This is a genomic window from Curtobacterium sp. NPDC086286 (genome assembly GCF_044746255.1).
Classification (GTDB): Bacteria; Actinomycetota; Actinomycetes; order Actinomycetales; family Microbacteriaceae; genus Curtobacterium.
Map to the genome: position 1 here is coordinate 233295 of NZ_JBIVBW010000003.1, position 14808 is coordinate 248102.

Consider the following 14808-nt stretch of genomic DNA (forward strand, 5'->3'; position numbering starts at 1 on the left):
CACGAGCCGCGCCGCCGGGTCAGCGACCGGCGTACCGCCCACGGTGGTGCCGCCGGTCCCAGACCGCGACGGCGATCCGGCCGACGCCGAGCGCGATCCAGACCGCACCGATGATCCACCGCCACGCGTCGTCGCCGCCCTCGATCGCGGCGAACACGAGCCACACCACGCCCAGAGCGGTCCACGCCACGGCCATCCAGAGCGCTGGCCGCCCGACGATCGACCGCCACAGCTGCTCGTCCCCGGCGTCATCGCTCATGGCGACACCGTAGACCGTCCGGTCCGCCCGTGCCAGGGCGTCAGGCGCGGTCGTGCAGCGTCACCTGGTACCCGTCCGGGTCGGCGAAGGTGAAGGTCCGACCGAACGGGCCGTCGATCGGCGCGGACACGATCCGGTGGCCGTCGGCGACCAAGGCGTCGTGGATCGCCTGGACGTCGGTCGCGCGCAGCCAGATCGCCGCGCCGATGCCCGGCTGTGCCACGGCGTCGAGGTCGGTGCCGGGCACGAGGTCGCGCAGGGCGAACGCGATCGGCGTGGTCTCGAAGACCACCGCGTGCGGCGGACCCGCCTGCGACCGGACGAGGCCGAGGTACTGCTCGTAGAACGCCTGGGATGCATCGAGATCGCGGGTCTGCAGCGAGATGAAGTCGGGGCCGGTGACGGGCATGGGGTCTCCTTCGTTGGTGTCAGTTATCTGACACGAAAGAACCTATGTCAGACTACTGACATGCGTCAAGACGGACACGGCATCGACCTGGACACGTCCCTCGGGTACCTGCTCAAGGAGGCCGCGAGCGCGCTCCGCACCGCGATGGAGTCGGTCCTGCGCCCACTCGGCATGACCGTCACGCACTACTCGTGTCTCGAGCTGCTCGCGCAGCGTCCGGGGTCGTCGAACTCCGACCTCGCTCGCGGGGCGTTCGTGACGCGGCAGTCGATGAACGTCCTGCTGCAGGCGCTCGAACGGGACGGCTCGGTGTCGCGCGCGTCGGAGGCACCGGTGGGCAAGGCGCTGCCGGTCCAGCTCACCCCGCTCGGGCGGGAGCGTCTCGCCGAGGCCTCGGCAGCCGTCCGCGGGGTCGAGGTCCGGATGCTCAGCGGGATGTCGGCCGACGAGCAGGGCGCGGCGCTCCGAGCACTGCGGAGCATGGTGCGGTCACTGCGCGACGACGCGTGAGTCGCGCTACGGCGCGACCGGTCGACGCCCGGTGGACGACTGGAAGCGCAGCAGGTAGCCGTCGGGATCGGTGACCAGGAACTGGCGCACCCCGGCTTCCTCGTCGCCCACGCGGTACCAGCGCGTCTCCGGCGGCATGAAGAGCTCGACACCGCCGGCACGGAGCGACGCCGCGACGACGTCCGCGTCCGGGACACCGATCTGCAGGTTGATCCCGCGGCCGAGTGGTCGATCGAGCGGCCCGGTGAGCCAGTTCCGACCGACCCCGGCCTGCTCGAGCATGACGTGCGCCGACCCGAGCGTCAGGTAGGCGAACCGTTCCTCGGGACGCGCGTAGGCCACGGTGAACCCGCACAGGCCGGACCAGAAGGCGATGCTCGCGTCCACGTCGGTGACGAGGAGCTCGGGGACGAGGGCGGGGTCCGGATCGGTCGTCACCAGGCCATGCTGCCAGCCGGCGTACCGGACCCGCACCGCGCCTCCTGAAGGTGTGGACAAGATCCGTGCTCGCCGGACCAGCGCCTCCGCTGCGGCCTAGCGTGAGAGCGTCATGGCACCCGAACACCGACTCCCCGCCGAGCCCGACGCGGCTCCCACCGTCGCGCACCACGATGCGCACCACGCGGCCACCGCCGCGACCCCCGAGCGATCCGAGCACTCCGACGCCGGATCCGGCGACCAGCCGGACCCGAACCGGTGGAAGGCCCTCGTCATCTGCCTGCTCGGCGGCGGCATCGTCCTGCTCGACGTGTCGATCGTCAACGTCGCGCTGCAGTCGATCTCGTCCGGACTCCCCGGGGCCACCCCGGAGGCCGTGCAGTGGATCCTGTCCGGCTACGCACTGTCGTTCGGGCTCCTGCTCGTCCCCGGCGGTCGACTGGGCGACGCCTCCGGCCGCCGGCGCATGTTCGTCATCGGGGTCGGCCTGTTCACCCTCGCGAGCGCGCTCTGCGGCTTCGCCCCGAACGGGATCGTGCTGGTCGTCGCTCGGCTGGTGCAGGGCCTCGCCGGTGGTCTGCTCACACCCCAGGTGACGGCGCTCATCCAGCAGCTGTTCCGCGGGAAGGAGCGCGGCACCGCCTTCGGGCTGTTCGGCGCCACGGTCGGCATCGCCACGGCGATCGGCCCCCTCGTCGGTGGTCTGCTCATCACGGCCTTCGGCACCGAGAACGGCTGGCGGTTCGTCTTCTTCGTGAACCTGCCCGTGGGACTCGTCACGATCCTCCTGGCCTTCCGCTACCTGCCGGCGGCGAGCCGGGTGGAACGCGGCCGGAAGCACGACTTCGACCCGGTCGGGATCGTCCTGCTCGGCGCCGCGGTGGTCGCCCTGCTGCTGCCGTTCGTGCAGTCGCAGGAGTGGAAGGGCACGGCGAAGTGGTGGCTCGTGGTCGCCGCCGTCGTGCTCGGCGCGCTGTTCGCGCTGTGGGAGCGGCGGTACGCGCGGTCGAAGGAGCCCGTCATCGACCTCGGGCTGTTCCGCCGCCGGTCGTTCTCGCTCGGTGTCGGGCTCGCGACGCTGTACTTCGCCGGGTTCACGCCGCTGTTCTTCGTCCTGACGCTGGCCCTGCAGTCGGGCCTCCGGTACTCCGCGCTGCTCGCCGGCCTGTCGTCCGTGCCGTTCGCGATCGGGTCCGGGGTCGCGTCGACCATCGGCGGTCGCGTCGTCTCGCGGTTCGGCCGACAGCTCATCGTCGTCGGGACCGTACTGGTCCTGATCGGCCTCGGTGGGGTCATCTGGGTCGTCGCGAACCACTACGGGTCCGACCTCGGGTGGTGGCTCGTCGTACCGCTCCTCGTCGCCGGTGTCGGCTCCGGACTGACGATCTCGCCGAACCAGACGCTCACGCTGTCCGAGGTGCCGGTGGAGCAGGGTGGCTCGGCCGGTGGGCTCATCCAGGTCGGTGCGCGCGTCGGGTCCGCGATCGGGATCGCCGCCGTCGGCAGCGTCTTCTACTCGGCGCTCGCGAGCTCGAAGGGCGACTACGCGCAGGGGTTGCCGCTCGGACTGGGCGTGGCGCTCGGGTTCGTCGCGGCGGCGTTGCTCGCGGGGATCGTCGACGTCGTCGTCGGGCGGATCCGGGGGACCGAGGCGACGGTGTGATCCGGGTCCTGCTGTACGTCGCGACGATCGTCGTCGCGACGGCGCTGTCCCTCGGTGGCGGGCTGCTCGTGGCGCTCGAGCTCGGGAGCGCGGCGCACGGGTGGCTCGTCGCCGCGGCCGTCTGCACGCCGCTCGTCGTCATGGGACCGGTCCTCGTCGGGGCCTTCGCCGGCTACTACGACCACCGCTCGTCCCCCGAGAGCCAGCGCTCCCAGTTCCGGGTCTCGGCGGTCGTCGCCGCCGTCGACGTCGTGGCCGCCGTGGTCTTCGTGCTCGCGGCGCTGTCGGCGCAGGCGCCCGTCTGGGTGCCGGTGCTGCTCGTCGTCGGGGCCGGGGTGCTCCTCGCCGTCGCCCGCCCGCTCGGTGCGCTGTTCCGCCGCACCGAGGCGCCCATCAGCGACCTGAGCGACGACGTCCCCGGCGTCGGGCTGGTCCGACGCGCGATCCGCTCGATCGCGACGACCTTCGTCATCGCTGCGGTGGTCTGCACGATCGGGGTGACGCTCCTTGCGGCCTTCTCGGACCGGGGCGGCGCGCTCCTCCAGGTCGTCCTGCTCGGGGGCCAGTTGACCTTCACCGCGACGGCGATGGCCGCGATCGTCGTGGCGCTCCCGCTGAACCGCGCGCTCCGAGACAGCGGTGGGCGGGACCTCGGCCGCCTGCAGCGGTACGCGAAGGTGGTGCTGCGGGGCAAGGAGCTCCCCCTCGACGAGGCCGACCGCGCGGGAGCGGTCCGGTACGCCCGGATCGTCCCGCTCGCCCTGCAGTTCCAGCTGGTGTTCACGGGCCTGCTGTACGTCGCCATCGCGTTCCAGTTCGTGTCGTCCGCGGTCCGCGGCGACCTGGGGCTGCTGCCCGTGGTCTTCCTGGTCGCGATGGTCGTCGTGCTCGCCTGGGCGATCCCGCTCTCGGTCCGGCGGATCGGTCGTGCGCGTCGGTACGCGGAGCAGCACCGACCGACCTGATCGGCGTGGGTGGGCGCCCGTCGAGGATGCGCTATCGTCGGGCGCAGAGGGAAAAGGCCCGCGCCCCATCGGCTGCCGGGTACTCACACGCGGCTCACGGGGGTCGCCACTTCTTCATCGAAGGAGTGCACCCGTGTCCGAAGTCACCACCCGCCCGCCGTTCGACCCCGAACTCGTGCCGTTCCTCGACGCCCTCGCAGCGCGCGGTCCCGTCACCATCACGCCCGAGGTGTTGCCGCACATGCGGCAGCTCGACGTCACCGAGGCCGAACTCGATGCACGGCTGCACGCCCGCGGGTACGAGCGGCGACGCATCACCGTGCCCGGTCACCGCGGCGACCCGATCGACCTCGCGGTGATCCAGCGCATCGGTCGCACCGGCGCGACCACGGGCGTGTACACGATCCACGGGGGCGGCATGGTGTTCGGCCACCACCTCGGGAACCTCGACTCCTACGACGACTGGCTGCTCGTCCACGACGTCGTGCTCGTCAGCGTGGACTACCGCCTCGCGCCCGAGTACCCGGACCCGTTCCCGGTCGAGGACTGTTACGCCGGGCTCGTGTGGGTGTCCGAGCACGCCGAGGTGCTCGGCATCGACCCGGACCGCATCGTCATCGCCGGGCAGAGCGCCGGGGGTGGCCTCGCAGCGGGCACGGCCCTGCTCGCCCGCGATCGACGCGGGCCGTCGCTGCTGGCCCAGATCCTCGTGTCGCCGATGCTCGACGACCGCGACGAGACCGTCTCCACCGTGCAGATCGACGGTGTCGGCGTCGCCGACCGCCAGCTGACCCGGTTCGGCTGGGACGCCTACCTCGGCAGCCGACGCGCCACCGACGACGTGTCCGTGTACGCCGCTCCCGCGCGGGCGACGGACCTCGCCGGACTCCCGCGCACCTACGTCGACTGCGGCAGCGCCGAGGTCTTCCGCGACGAGACCGTGGCCTTCGCGAGCGGACTCTGGGCGGCGGGCGTCGACGCCGAGCTGCACGTGTGGCCGGGAGCCTTCCACGGCTTCACGAGCATGCTCCCCGACGCCACGATCTCGAGGACGGCGACCGCCGCGCTGGCGGGGTGGACGAGCCGGACGCTCGGTGTCGACCACGGTTGAATGGGTCCATGCGGGCACTGGTGCTGGGTGGGACCGGATGGCTCGGACGTGCGATCGTCCGGGACCTCCTCGAGGACGGCGTCGAGGTCACCTGCCTCGCACGCGGTGCGACGGGTGACGTCCCGCACGGCGCCCGACTCGTCCGCACCGATCGTCGTGCGGACGGTGCCTACGAACCCGTGCGTGGCGCGTGGGACGAGGTGGTCGAACTCTCGTCCGATCCGGACCTCGTCCGTCCCGCGCTCGACGCGCTCGCGGACTCCGCCGCGCACTGGACGCTCGTCTCGACCACCTCGGTCTACGCCCGGAACGACGAACCGGGCGCGGACGAGACCGCCGAGGTCGTCGAACCCGTCGACCTGACGCAGTACGCGGACGCCAAGGTCGCCGCCGAGCGGAGCAGCGCCGACCGACTCGGGTCGCGGCTCCTGGTCGCCCGACCCGGCCTCATCGTCGGCCCGGGCGACCCGAGCGACCGGTTCGGGTACTGGCCCGCCCGACTCAGTCGACCCGGAGCTGTGCTGGTCCCCACGTCGGAAGGGCGCTCCGTGCAGGTCATCGACGTCGCGGACCTGGCCGCGTGGGTCGGACGTGCTTGGCGGACGGGTCACACCGGCATCGTGAACGCCGTCGGCGAGGTCGTGCCGATGCGGGACTTCTTCCGCCTGGTCGTCGGGGCCACGGGGTTCGACGGCGAGCTCGTCGAGGTCGAGGACGACGTGCTGCTCACCCACGACGTGCAGTACTGGGCGGGGCCGAGGTCGCTGCCGCTCTGGCTCCCGCACTCCGATGCGGCGCTGATGCACCGGTCTGCGCGGGCGTTCCGCGATGCCGGGGGTCGGAGTCGTCCGCTGACGGAGACCCTCGCCGGGGTGCTCGACGACGAGCGGGCGCGTGGGGTGGAGCGGCCGCGGCGGGCCGGGCTCGGGGTGGACGAGGAGGCGGCGGTGCTCGCAGCGGTGCGCTGACCTCGATCGCGGTGCTCAGTCCAGCTTGCGTCGGCGCAGTCGCTCGAACCAGCCCGCCGTCGCGATCGACTGCCCGACGTCGCCGTTGCCGGCCATCGTTCCGGCAGCCAGCCCGAGGAAGGTCGTCCCGCACGCCACGCACAGCGTCCGGGTGGCCGTCCGGACCGGTTCGCCTTGGATGGGCAGTCGGCACTGGTCACAGCGTTGTTGCACGGTCCCCCGATCGTCAGCGGTGCCGCTCCAGCGTGCCCGAGGAACACTGCTGCGGCTGTGGCGGAGACCCTATACGCAATGCTCCGGGGATTGCAGTCCACAGAACAGCGGACTGTCGACCGCATCTCGCCGGTGTTAGCGTCCGAACGGGATCCCGAAGGCATTTCGGGGAATCCCCGAGCGGAAGTGAATGAGGCAACATGAACATCACCAGCCAAATCTCCCGAGAAACGACGTCAACCTTTACCGGTCGAAAGCGATTCGGCGCTCTCCTGCTGGTCGCCGTGGCCTTCGTCACCGCCACCCTGTTCACCGGGGGTCCGGCACACGCCGAGAAGATCGGGTCACTCCTGACCATCGGGTGCGGGAGCAAGACCGCCCAGTTGAACTGGACGAGCACGGGTGAAGTCCACATCTTCGGTTCACCAGACCGCAATTCGGCCGGAACGAACCTGATCCGCGTGGTCACGAAGAGCGGTTCGTACAGCTACAACTCCGGGTACCACACGTACACGTTCCAGATCGGTGCTTCGACGGGCCACGTCACGAGCGTCAAGCAGGTCTGCGTCGCACAGTCGTAAGAGCCACGGTCAACAGGAGCGACCCCGCTGGCAGCGGGGTCGCTCCTGTTCCGTTTCGTGGTCGAATGCGCGCCATCGCGGCTCCCAGGCACCGGTGACGGTTCTGTCGAACCTGTGTGAGCGCCACGTCAGCGTGGTGTGAGCGGCACGGACGAGGCTGCGGTCCGTGAACGTGATCCTGGTCGTGCAGCTCGTCCTCGTCGGTCTCCTCGCCGCCGAGGAGTTCATCGTGCGATGGGGCGTCCATCCGGCGATGGCCTCCCTGCCCGACGATGCCCACCTCCGCACGCGGATCGCGCTCGTCAAGTCGCTCAAGGTCGTCGTGCCGATGCTGATGGTGCCGGCGGTGCTCGCCACCCTCTCGGTCCTGGTCGTCGCCGGCGCGGGCGACGGTCTCAGGTGCCGAGTGGCAGCCGCAGCGGCGCTCGGGGTGTTCGTCCTCGCGTCGTTCCTCGGTACGGTCCCGATCAACATCGGGGTCAACGACTGGGATCCGCTCGACCCGCCGGCGGACTGGAAGCGGGTCGTGGTGCGGTGGGAGCGGATCGACGTCCTCCGGTCGAGCGCGGCGATCGTGGCGTTCGTGCTGTCCGCGATCGGAGTCGTGCAGATGGGGGCGTGACGGAGGGCCGGTCGATCAGCGGCCGGACGGGGCGAGGGGGTCAGCCAGCGGCCCGCTCTCGGAGGAGATGCCGGACGGCCGCGTCCAAGACGTGTGCCGGCATCGCGTGTCCGCCGTCGAACACCTCGGCGGTCAGGATGCCTGGACGGAACGCTTCGAGGACCTGCTGCACGCCGTGGAGCGGGAAGAGGCCGTCGTCACGTCCGGCGGCGACGAAGACCGGCTGATCGACGGCGGAGGCGACCAGCGGAACGTCGCCGGCCGCGGTGAGCTCCGGAACGAACCACGCGGGATTGTGGCGAATGCGTTCCGACTCGAACGAGGCCAGCGTCCCGATGCCGCAGCTCACGACGCCCCCCGTCAGGCGGGGGTCGACTGCGAGGGAGAACAGCGCGACCTGACCGCCGAGTGAGTGCCCGATGATCCCGAGGTCGGTGCCGACCGCACCCGTGTCCTGCATCCAGCTCGTCACCGTGGCGATGTCGCGCGTGTGCTTCGCCTGCAGGCCGCTGCCGTTCGACACCCGGAACAACGCGTCGAGCCGTTCGTCCGCGGCGGGGTCGTCGGTCCAGTCGCGTCGTCGCTCCTCGAACCCGACGAGGTCCGGCAGGATCACCCGCGCTCCGGCAGTCGCGAGCGCTGCACCGTAGGCGAGTGCCGGGTCGCCCGTCAGCCCCGCCGGCTCGCTCTTGCCGACAGTGAACGCCCCCGCGTGTTGGTGAACGGCGATGACGTCCACGCCGGCGGGATCATCCGGCGTGAGGAGGAGGCACGGGATCGTGTCGCCGTCGAGGGTGTCGAGCTCGATGCGCTCGCTCCACACCGAGCCCTCGTGGCAGAGCGGCGAACGGCGGACCGCCGTCGGGTGGATCGACTCCGGCGCCGGGATCGCGAGCAGCTCGCGGATCTTCGATCGAGCCGGACCGCCGATCGCTTGCGCCATCTCTGGACGCTACCAGCGCTCAGAGGCCGATCGGACGTCGTGACGCCTGCCGGACCGAGGTGGTGGATGCTGAACTGAGATCATGCGTATTCGATCAGCCGCAGTCGTCGTGCTCGATGAGCAGGTGCTGGTGATCAAGAGACGCAAGGACGGTCGGAGCTACTGCGTGCTCCCGGAGGCGGCGTCGAAGAGGGCGAGAACCTGCGCGAGGCCTGCTTCCGTGAACTCCGCGAAGAGACCGGGCTCGAAGGCGACGTGGGCGATCTGCTCGACGTTCCCGTGGACGGCGACGTGCCCGCCGCCTACTTTGCGGTGCGAGTGACCTCCACGGAGGTGTCGCTCGGAGGACCTGAGCTGCGCCGTGCGTCGGCAGGTAACGAGTACGACCCGAGCTGGATCGCCGCAACGTCACTCGACGAGGAACGGCTTGTTCCTGACGAAGCGCGACAGGCAGTACACCTCGTCTTGAGCGCGCAAAAGCCGCCCCGATCCGTCTCGTGAGCCGATCGGCCGTCGAGACGGCCAAGGACCGCTGCAGCGGGCGGATCTCATATGCTCCGAGCATGGGGATGAACAAGGACCAGCAGCTCACGGTCATCGTCGGAGCCCTTGTGGCAGTGTTCGCCGGCGTGGGCGTGATCGTCGCGTGGGCGACGGAGTTCATCAGCCTCTAGTCGCTCGCTGAGCGATCGGCTACCGAACGTCATGCTGCGCCGGTAGCGTTCGAGTGGTGACGTCCTACCGGGCTGAGCCACTCGGGCCCGGTGGTTCGTTGAGTCACCGGCTACGGCGGCGTGCTCGGCGTAATCAGTCCGACCAGCGCGATCCGCTAAGCGTCAGTTGTGACGCCTTCTATTGGCTGCGGTCGCTGTGGCGTAACCAGAGAGGACCAACGCCACGAACACGATGATGATCAGCCCTACGGCAATGTCCAGGCCCGTATCTTGCGAGAGCGTTATCCATATTCGGGCAACTGCGACCACGACCGCGACGGCCGCGCCGAGGAACAAGACGAGTGCGATGACGAGCAGACTCAGTGCGACGCCACGCCATGGCGCAGCCTGACCCTTGTTGGGCGGCGCTGGACGGCGGTCTCCGTACGGCGAGGAGGAGTCGGACACCATCTGAATCTAGTCGGAGACCGCGACGAACCAAGCGGCCGGCAGAGGATGTTTGCATCTCGTGCCGATCGCCCAGCACTTCGTCGCGGCGCAGCGACGTCGACAAGCCCCGGTGTGAGCAGCTTCGCTCGTGTCGTGATCGCGTTCCGGAAACCGATCGACTACCGGACACCGGCACCAGCGCTGCTGTAGTTGCCGAGGACGCCGTCCGCTTCGCACTCGGGTGCCGCGTCTGCCCTGTCTTACAACTGTCCACCATGACGCGTGAGCCACCGAGCTCCTACGAGGCGTGGCAAGGTGACCCCATGAACACAGGAGCCGATCGGTGGGGTGTCCCAGACACGATGTTCGGCGGCCCCATCCCCGACGAGTTCGCCGCAGCGATCGCCCGCGTCGCGCTCCTGTCCGCACTCGTGGAGAGCAAACTTCACGGGCTGCTCTCGACCGTCGGAACCGACCCGCAGAGTACGTGGGCCGGACGTCCCGCTGGCGCTGTCCTCGACGAGCTCGACCAGATCGCACGAGCGGGCATACCCGCTCGACGGTCAGCACCTCCGAAGCTCATTCACGCTCTCCGATCAGAGGTCGCAGCCGCCCGTACGGACGCTCACACCCGCAACGAACTCCTCCACGCCGTCTGGCCTCTCCCCCTCGTCGATGGCGGTGTGGGGTGGAAACCACTCCCCCCCTAAACAACGGGAGAACCCCGCCGCCTGGACCCGGTCCGTGACGGGCGAGTTCAAACCCCTCATCACCCGGCTCGTCAACCACGTCAGCACCATCGAGACGCTCCGAGCCAGGGTCGAGGAACTCCCTCGAAACCAGAATCCCCCAACCCAGTAGTGAGTGCCGAGTCAGCTATGGGGCAATGATGCGTCGGTACGGGATCTGGATGGCGTGAACCATCGGCTCGCGTACGGCGGCCCTGATCGTGCTGGCGGTCCTGGCGGCATCCACGCGCTCATGCCTTGGCCACCGCTGCTCGCTGCGACCGCCGTCGCCGTCGCCGTCGCCGTTGCCGTTGCCGTTGCCGTTGCCGTTGCCGTTGCCGTTGCCCGAACGATTCTGATCACGCTGGGGCCGCGCGTCGCCCGTCAGCAGAAACGGGAGCGCCGTGAGGAGCAGAACCAACGTGTCCGTCAACCGATCCTTCCGGACCCACGGCGCTGGACACATCTACGGAAGCGGCTGCCGTCGGATCCAGACGGTGACGCTCACATGAGCGAGCCCGCTCCCAGCAGCACAGATCATTGCCCATCCGATGAGGCTGCGTCCCGTGGCGATGAAGCCGATCCCGAACGCGAAGACGAGCGCGACTAGGAGTGCACCGAGAACGAGCATCACCAGGCTGATCACGGGACTGGCGTTCTGAGTGAGCCGTGCGTCACGCACCCACGTTGGATTCCGCACACGCCATAGGAAGAGCGCGACGGTCCCCACCAGGATCACGACGCTCGCCGCGAGGAGGATCGCTTCAGCCACGACGAGATGCTAGCTCGCCCTCAGTCCCACGTAGGCGACGTCCAAAATCGCCAGACTGCTTGCCCCGCGAACCGATCGGCTATCGGACACTTCTAGGCTCGGGACATGGGGATGAATAAGGGTGAACGGTTGGCCGCGGTCGTCGGGGGCGCGGTGGCGGTACTCGCCGGGTGTGGTCTGGCAGTCGCAGCCTCTCTTGGTCTGTTCGGCACGTAGTCGAACTACGTCACCGACCGATCCGCGTGTGCGACGGTTGTCGAGCTAGGTTCTCCGTGTGAGCACGAGCGCAGCACAGGCACAAGCGTTCTTTGACGAACTCGGAAGCGAAGGCCCGGTCTGGGTGATCGAGGACGATGGCGGTGTCGCCGCTCCGATGGGATCGAGCGGCCGACGAGTGATGCCCTTCTGGTCGCGACGATCGCGTGCCGAGCGCATCATCCGTACTGTTCGCGCGTACGAGGGATTCCGGCCGTTGGAGATCTCGCGCGAGCACTTTGCGTCTCGTTGGCTTCCGGGGCTGCAACGGGACGGCCTCCTTGCCGGCGTCAACTGGTCTGGAGCGGGTGCGACCGGTTATGACCTGACCCCCGATGAGGTCGCTGTCCGACTGTCCGCCTGACGATCCTCTGCAGCAGTCCCGATTGCTCGTAGCCCATGCGGCTGCCACTGTCTGGCCAGTGCAGCACCCTATTCATCTCCACAGATTTGGGGGGCTTTGCTGTGCGCGCGCACAATTACAGCCGCGTAACGATCGCCCGGAGTATCCGCTCGCCCGTCAGCGACGCGCTTACGCCACGGTCGGAGCGGGCCGCTGACCTGGGATTTCAAGGTGGTCATCGAACTGGAGGCGGTGTGAGCCGGATTCGGTGGCACGACCAGATGCAATCTCGCCACGATTCCTGAATGTTGCGTAGTGCACCAGTCCTCTTTTTGGCCGACTCCCGCGACAGCCTGAGCGGAAGCCAAGGTCGTTCCATCGACAACTTCGGTCGATCGAACAAGGGGGCAGTTTGCTAGTACCAATCAGGCATCGGGTCGGGCTGGGTGTCGTTGCGGCGGTCGCTGTCGCCGCGCCACTTATCTTCGGAACCACGATGAGCGCGACCGCGTCTGCAGGGGAACCCGCGACGCTCGAGGAGTTCTTCACCGACAACGGCGTCAGCACCGCCACCGCCGAGGCCCTTCAGCAGAAGTACGACGGCGGAACGCTCTTGGACTCCATGCGTGGAGCAAGCCCGGTCGGTTCGCGGGAGGTGGGCACGGCGAACGAGCTGAAGACGATCACAACGTTCCCAGACGGCTCAATCTCCGTCACCACGGTCGAGCGGCCGACGACTTCGACCTCCGGTGGGTTCTCGACCAAGGCGGTCGGGAACTGCGCGAAGAAGACCACGTCGCACTACAGCACGACCTACCACGACTGCGCCGCGGAGGCCTCCGACGGTGTTCTGACGGTCGGGATGCACCTCACCTACACGCTGGTCTCCGGGACCGGCGACACCATCAACGAGATCACGACGCCGTATCAGTTCGCTCGTGGTGGTCAGGCGGCGACGCCGAAGATTTCCATCCAGCGCAAGACCGAGACTTCTGCTGGGCCTGCGTACGCGCGCGGCTCGACTCAGTTCAGCGGATCCGCGGGCAGTTACACGGGGACGATGTACGTCAAGGTCGGCGGCGACAAGGCATGGACGACGGGCTGGTGAGCTCGATGACGAAGGAGACCACAATCATGAACAGCACCCGAACCCGCCGAGTCGCAACATTCGCAACTGCTGTCGCAGCCGCAGCATGCCTCAGTGTGACCCTCGCCGTTCCTGCTCACGCGGCCACCAGCGACGATGAGGCGTACACACGGAGCTTCCTGACCGAGTACGGCGTCCCCACCACGACCCAGGACGCCCTCGTCGACAAGCTCTCGCACGGTCAGACTCTCGACTCTGCGAAGTCCGGAGCGATCCCGGTGTCGTCGCGCACCATCACGACTGCTACCGCAGATGAGGTCGTTTCGACCTTCGCTGATGGCTCGATCAGCGTTTCCGGGACCGAGCAAGCGGCGCCGGCGGCATCGGGATCGATCGCGCCGCGCGCCATCAAGGGTTGCAAGGAGTCGAACGGCGGCGGCTACGTGGTGATGTCTGGTTGCACCGTTTACCTCCAGACCGCAAGCTACGAGCTATCCTTCAAGGCCACGTACGAGCGCTATACCGGCGGCGCGCAGATCGACTCGGCACCGAGCAGCTCGCTCTACGTCAACGCGTTCTGGGGGTCCGTCGACAGCAAGTCCCTCGCCATCAAGCGTAAGAAGCAGGACGGCTCAAAGGATGCGGTGGCGACCGCCCACGCGCACTATGTCGGGAACACCGGGCATCAGTCGGAGGATCTCTACATGTCGCTCCACGTGAACTCCTCGAAGGCGTTCACGACGAACTACTGAGACTGATCAGGGGGCGATGAGTCGCTGTCGCCCCCTGATCCGCCAGTAGCATTTCCACACACCTATCGCCGACAAAGGAACCCCGATGGCCGTCACCGACGCTCAGACCACAACACCGACGCATCCGATCCGCCCGCTGATCGGTGCGGCGGTTATTGCCGTGTTCCTGGCGTACTTCGAGCTCGCCACGCGCGCCTCCGACGTGGTCATCGTGGCGTTCCTCATCCTCACCATCAGCGCCGTCATCTCGACCATCGCGAACATTCGAAACGCGACCCGTCTCCGTCACCAGGCACACGGCAACATCGCCGTTGCTGTCTGGGCAGCCGCCGTCGCCGTGGTCGCTGTAGGGCTCGGTTGGTTGGGCGGAGCAGTCCTGCTCAACGGCAACGCACAAGGCATCGTTGCGATCCTGGTCGCGATCGCCTTCTTGATCGTCAGCGTCTTCACCGCCATCGCCGCCAGCAAAGCCACCGACTAGAACAACAGTCACTCGGATCGAATTGCATCGCCCGACCAGCCCGGCAGCGGATCCTCTTCAGGACAAGATCGTGAGGAGCCGGTTCCCGAAGAGTGCTGCGTAGCGTCCCTGCCTCCTCAGAATGTGCTGCACATCGTCGGCTATCCGTGGGAGTCGCTGAGTGAAACGCTCGAAGCCGGAGAGGATCAGGACGAGGCCTGTCTCGGTCGCATCCCACCCGTAGTCCGCCTCGGCTACGTCTGACATGCAGTCGTTGAGCGCGTCCAGGTTCTTCCCGAAGTGGCTGGGGAACTGAAGGGCCGTCGCGAAGGCGATGTGCATCTGCTTGCCTTCTTGCCAAGCCCCGGCGTCCAGCTCGATGACCCGATAGCCCTCGCGCCGAAGCCACGTCTCGGCATTGCGCAACGCAGCATCGTCTCGCAGCCTGCGGACGAATCCGTCGCGGGCAATCTCAAAGTCCAGCCTGTTGCCGAGGATGTCGTCGGTGGAGAACGCGGGCACGTTCAAACCGTAGTACGCGAGGAGGTCAGAGTACGGCCGCGACCGATCTCGCAAGAGCCGTCGCTACCCATCAGCGTCTCTGATAGGGATCGGCCAGCGGACAG

Annotated in this window: 21 protein-coding genes; 12 read left to right on the top strand and 9 right to left on the bottom strand. The window is 68.3% G+C overall.

Features of this window, described 5'->3' with window-relative positions:
- Nucleotides 1-19: 19 nt before the first annotated feature.
- Nucleotides 20-259, bottom strand: a complete 240-nt coding sequence (locus ACIPKM_RS06975; protein WP_071302321.1) for a hypothetical protein — start codon at nucleotides 257-259, stop codon at nucleotides 20-22.
- A gap of 40 nt (nucleotides 260-299) precedes the next feature.
- Nucleotides 300-668, bottom strand: a complete 369-nt coding sequence (locus ACIPKM_RS06980) for a VOC family protein (RefSeq protein WP_402736445.1) — start codon at nucleotides 666-668, stop codon at nucleotides 300-302.
- 60 nt (nucleotides 669-728) lie between these two features.
- On the opposite strand from ACIPKM_RS06980, the gene ACIPKM_RS06985 reads away from it, so the two are divergent.
- Nucleotides 729-1178 (top strand): MarR family winged helix-turn-helix transcriptional regulator, encoded by a 450-nt coding sequence (locus tag ACIPKM_RS06985; RefSeq protein ID WP_070417516.1) that lies wholly within the window; start codon nucleotides 729-731, stop codon nucleotides 1176-1178.
- Nucleotides 1179-1184: 6 nt separating this feature from the next.
- Here the strand turns inward: ACIPKM_RS06985 and ACIPKM_RS06990 are convergent, their stop codons facing one another.
- On the bottom strand, nucleotides 1185-1616 hold the full coding sequence (locus tag ACIPKM_RS06990; protein ID WP_309887319.1) for a VOC family protein: 432 nt from the start codon (nucleotides 1614-1616) through the stop codon (nucleotides 1185-1187).
- A gap of 112 nt (nucleotides 1617-1728) precedes the next feature.
- Between ACIPKM_RS06990 and ACIPKM_RS06995 the strand changes: the two genes are divergently transcribed.
- From ACIPKM_RS06995 to ACIPKM_RS07010, 4 genes are all read left to right on the top strand, one after another.
- Entirely contained in the window at nucleotides 1729-3279 is a 1551-nt protein-coding gene (locus tag ACIPKM_RS06995; RefSeq protein WP_402736446.1) for an MFS transporter, read from the top strand.
- On the top strand, nucleotides 3276-4244 hold the full coding sequence (locus tag ACIPKM_RS07000) for a hypothetical protein (RefSeq protein WP_402736447.1): 969 nt from the start codon (nucleotides 3276-3278) through the stop codon (nucleotides 4242-4244). Before ACIPKM_RS06995 ends, ACIPKM_RS07000 begins: the two co-directional genes overlap by 4 nt.
- A gap of 133 nt (nucleotides 4245-4377) precedes the next feature.
- Nucleotides 4378-5355 (top strand): alpha/beta hydrolase fold domain-containing protein, encoded by a 978-nt coding sequence (locus ACIPKM_RS07005; RefSeq protein ID WP_402736448.1) that lies wholly within the window; start codon nucleotides 4378-4380, stop codon nucleotides 5353-5355.
- A gap of 8 nt (nucleotides 5356-5363) precedes the next feature.
- Nucleotides 5364-6323 (top strand): NAD-dependent epimerase/dehydratase family protein, encoded by a 960-nt coding sequence (locus tag ACIPKM_RS07010; protein ID WP_402736449.1) that lies wholly within the window; start codon nucleotides 5364-5366, stop codon nucleotides 6321-6323.
- 15 nt (nucleotides 6324-6338) lie between these two features.
- Here ACIPKM_RS07010 and ACIPKM_RS07015 read toward each other — a convergent pair whose 3' ends face one another.
- Nucleotides 6339-6461, bottom strand: coding sequence for a hypothetical protein (locus ACIPKM_RS07015; protein WP_402736450.1), 123 nt, complete (start codon nucleotides 6459-6461; stop codon nucleotides 6339-6341).
- A 359-nt stretch (nucleotides 6462-6820) separates the two neighbouring features.
- Here ACIPKM_RS07015 and ACIPKM_RS07020 point away from each other — a divergent pair, with 359 nt between their 5' ends.
- Nucleotides 6821-7117: a hypothetical protein gene (locus ACIPKM_RS07020; RefSeq protein ID WP_402736451.1), complete on the top strand. Its 297-nt coding sequence runs from the start codon at nucleotides 6821-6823 to the stop codon at nucleotides 7115-7117.
- Between the two features lie 166 nt (nucleotides 7118-7283).
- A complete protein-coding gene (locus ACIPKM_RS07025) occupies nucleotides 7284-7739 on the top strand; it encodes an anthrone oxygenase family protein (protein ID WP_402736452.1) in 456 nt (151 codons plus the stop codon).
- 40 nt (nucleotides 7740-7779) lie between these two features.
- Here the strand turns inward: ACIPKM_RS07025 and ACIPKM_RS07030 are convergent, their stop codons facing one another.
- Complete coding sequence (locus ACIPKM_RS07030; RefSeq protein ID WP_402736453.1) at nucleotides 7780-8682, bottom strand: alpha/beta hydrolase family protein; 903 nt, start codon at nucleotides 8680-8682, stop codon at nucleotides 7780-7782.
- Nucleotides 8683-8844: 162 nt separating this feature from the next.
- Between ACIPKM_RS07030 and ACIPKM_RS07035 the strand changes: the two genes are divergently transcribed.
- Nucleotides 8845-9183, top strand: coding sequence for an NUDIX domain-containing protein (locus tag ACIPKM_RS07035; RefSeq protein WP_402736534.1), 339 nt, complete (start codon nucleotides 8845-8847; stop codon nucleotides 9181-9183).
- A 335-nt stretch (nucleotides 9184-9518) separates the two neighbouring features.
- On the opposite strand, the gene ACIPKM_RS07040 is transcribed toward ACIPKM_RS07035, so the two are convergent.
- The 3 genes from ACIPKM_RS07040 to ACIPKM_RS07050 form a co-directional block, all read right to left on the bottom strand.
- The gene (locus ACIPKM_RS07040) at nucleotides 9519-9803 is read right to left on the bottom strand and encodes a hypothetical protein (protein ID WP_261645881.1); all 285 of its coding nucleotides are present in this window, start codon (nucleotides 9801-9803) and stop codon (nucleotides 9519-9521) included.
- A gap of 858 nt (nucleotides 9804-10661) precedes the next feature.
- Nucleotides 10662-10946: a hypothetical protein gene (locus ACIPKM_RS07045; protein WP_402736454.1), complete on the bottom strand. Its 285-nt coding sequence runs from the start codon at nucleotides 10944-10946 to the stop codon at nucleotides 10662-10664.
- Between the two features lie 33 nt (nucleotides 10947-10979).
- On the bottom strand, nucleotides 10980-11285 hold the full coding sequence (locus ACIPKM_RS07050) for a hypothetical protein (protein ID WP_261645879.1): 306 nt from the start codon (nucleotides 11283-11285) through the stop codon (nucleotides 10980-10982).
- A gap of 274 nt (nucleotides 11286-11559) precedes the next feature.
- On the opposite strand from ACIPKM_RS07050, the gene ACIPKM_RS07055 reads away from it, so the two are divergent.
- From ACIPKM_RS07055 to ACIPKM_RS07070, 4 genes are all read left to right on the top strand, one after another.
- Complete coding sequence (locus ACIPKM_RS07055; RefSeq protein WP_261645878.1) at nucleotides 11560-11904, top strand: DUF2750 domain-containing protein; 345 nt, start codon at nucleotides 11560-11562, stop codon at nucleotides 11902-11904.
- Nucleotides 11905-12379: 475 nt separating this feature from the next.
- Nucleotides 12380-12991: a hypothetical protein gene (locus tag ACIPKM_RS07060; RefSeq protein ID WP_261645877.1), complete on the top strand. Its 612-nt coding sequence runs from the start codon at nucleotides 12380-12382 to the stop codon at nucleotides 12989-12991.
- Nucleotides 12992-13086: 95 nt separating this feature from the next.
- Nucleotides 13087-13722, top strand: a complete 636-nt coding sequence (locus ACIPKM_RS07065; RefSeq protein ID WP_261645876.1) for a hypothetical protein — start codon at nucleotides 13087-13089, stop codon at nucleotides 13720-13722.
- Between the two features lie 85 nt (nucleotides 13723-13807).
- A complete protein-coding gene (locus ACIPKM_RS07070; protein ID WP_261645875.1) occupies nucleotides 13808-14203 on the top strand; it encodes a hypothetical protein in 396 nt (131 codons plus the stop codon).
- A 57-nt stretch (nucleotides 14204-14260) separates the two neighbouring features.
- On the opposite strand, the gene ACIPKM_RS07075 is transcribed toward ACIPKM_RS07070, so the two are convergent.
- A complete protein-coding gene (locus tag ACIPKM_RS07075) occupies nucleotides 14261-14704 on the bottom strand; it encodes a barstar family protein (protein ID WP_261645874.1) in 444 nt (147 codons plus the stop codon).
- Between the last annotated feature and the right edge of the window lie 104 nt (nucleotides 14705-14808).

What these genes read in the sequence shown, in the direction of transcription:
- ACIPKM_RS06975 (WP_071302321.1), bottom strand. Translation starts at nt 259, where the DNA reads ATGAGCGATGACGCCGGGGACGAGCAGCTGTGGCGGTCGATCGTCGGG.
- ACIPKM_RS06980 (WP_402736445.1), bottom strand. Translation starts at nt 668, where the DNA reads ATGCCCGTCACCGGCCCCGACTTCATCTCGCTGCAGACCCGCGATCTC.
- ACIPKM_RS06985 (WP_070417516.1), top strand. Translation starts at nt 729, where the DNA reads ATGCGTCAAGACGGACACGGCATCGACCTGGACACGTCCCTCGGGTAC.
- ACIPKM_RS06995 (WP_402736446.1), top strand. Translation starts at nt 1,729, where the DNA reads ATGGCACCCGAACACCGACTCCCCGCCGAGCCCGACGCGGCTCCCACC.
- ACIPKM_RS07010 (WP_402736449.1), top strand. Translation starts at nt 5,364, where the DNA reads ATGCGGGCACTGGTGCTGGGTGGGACCGGATGGCTCGGACGTGCGATC.
- ACIPKM_RS07030 (WP_402736453.1), bottom strand. Translation starts at nt 8,682, where the DNA reads ATGGCGCAAGCGATCGGCGGTCCGGCTCGATCGAAGATCCGCGAGCTG.
- ACIPKM_RS07060 (WP_261645877.1), top strand. Translation starts at nt 12,380, where the DNA reads ATGAGCGCGACCGCGTCTGCAGGGGAACCCGCGACGCTCGAGGAGTTC.
- ACIPKM_RS07070 (WP_261645875.1), top strand. Translation starts at nt 13,808, where the DNA reads ATGGCCGTCACCGACGCTCAGACCACAACACCGACGCATCCGATCCGC.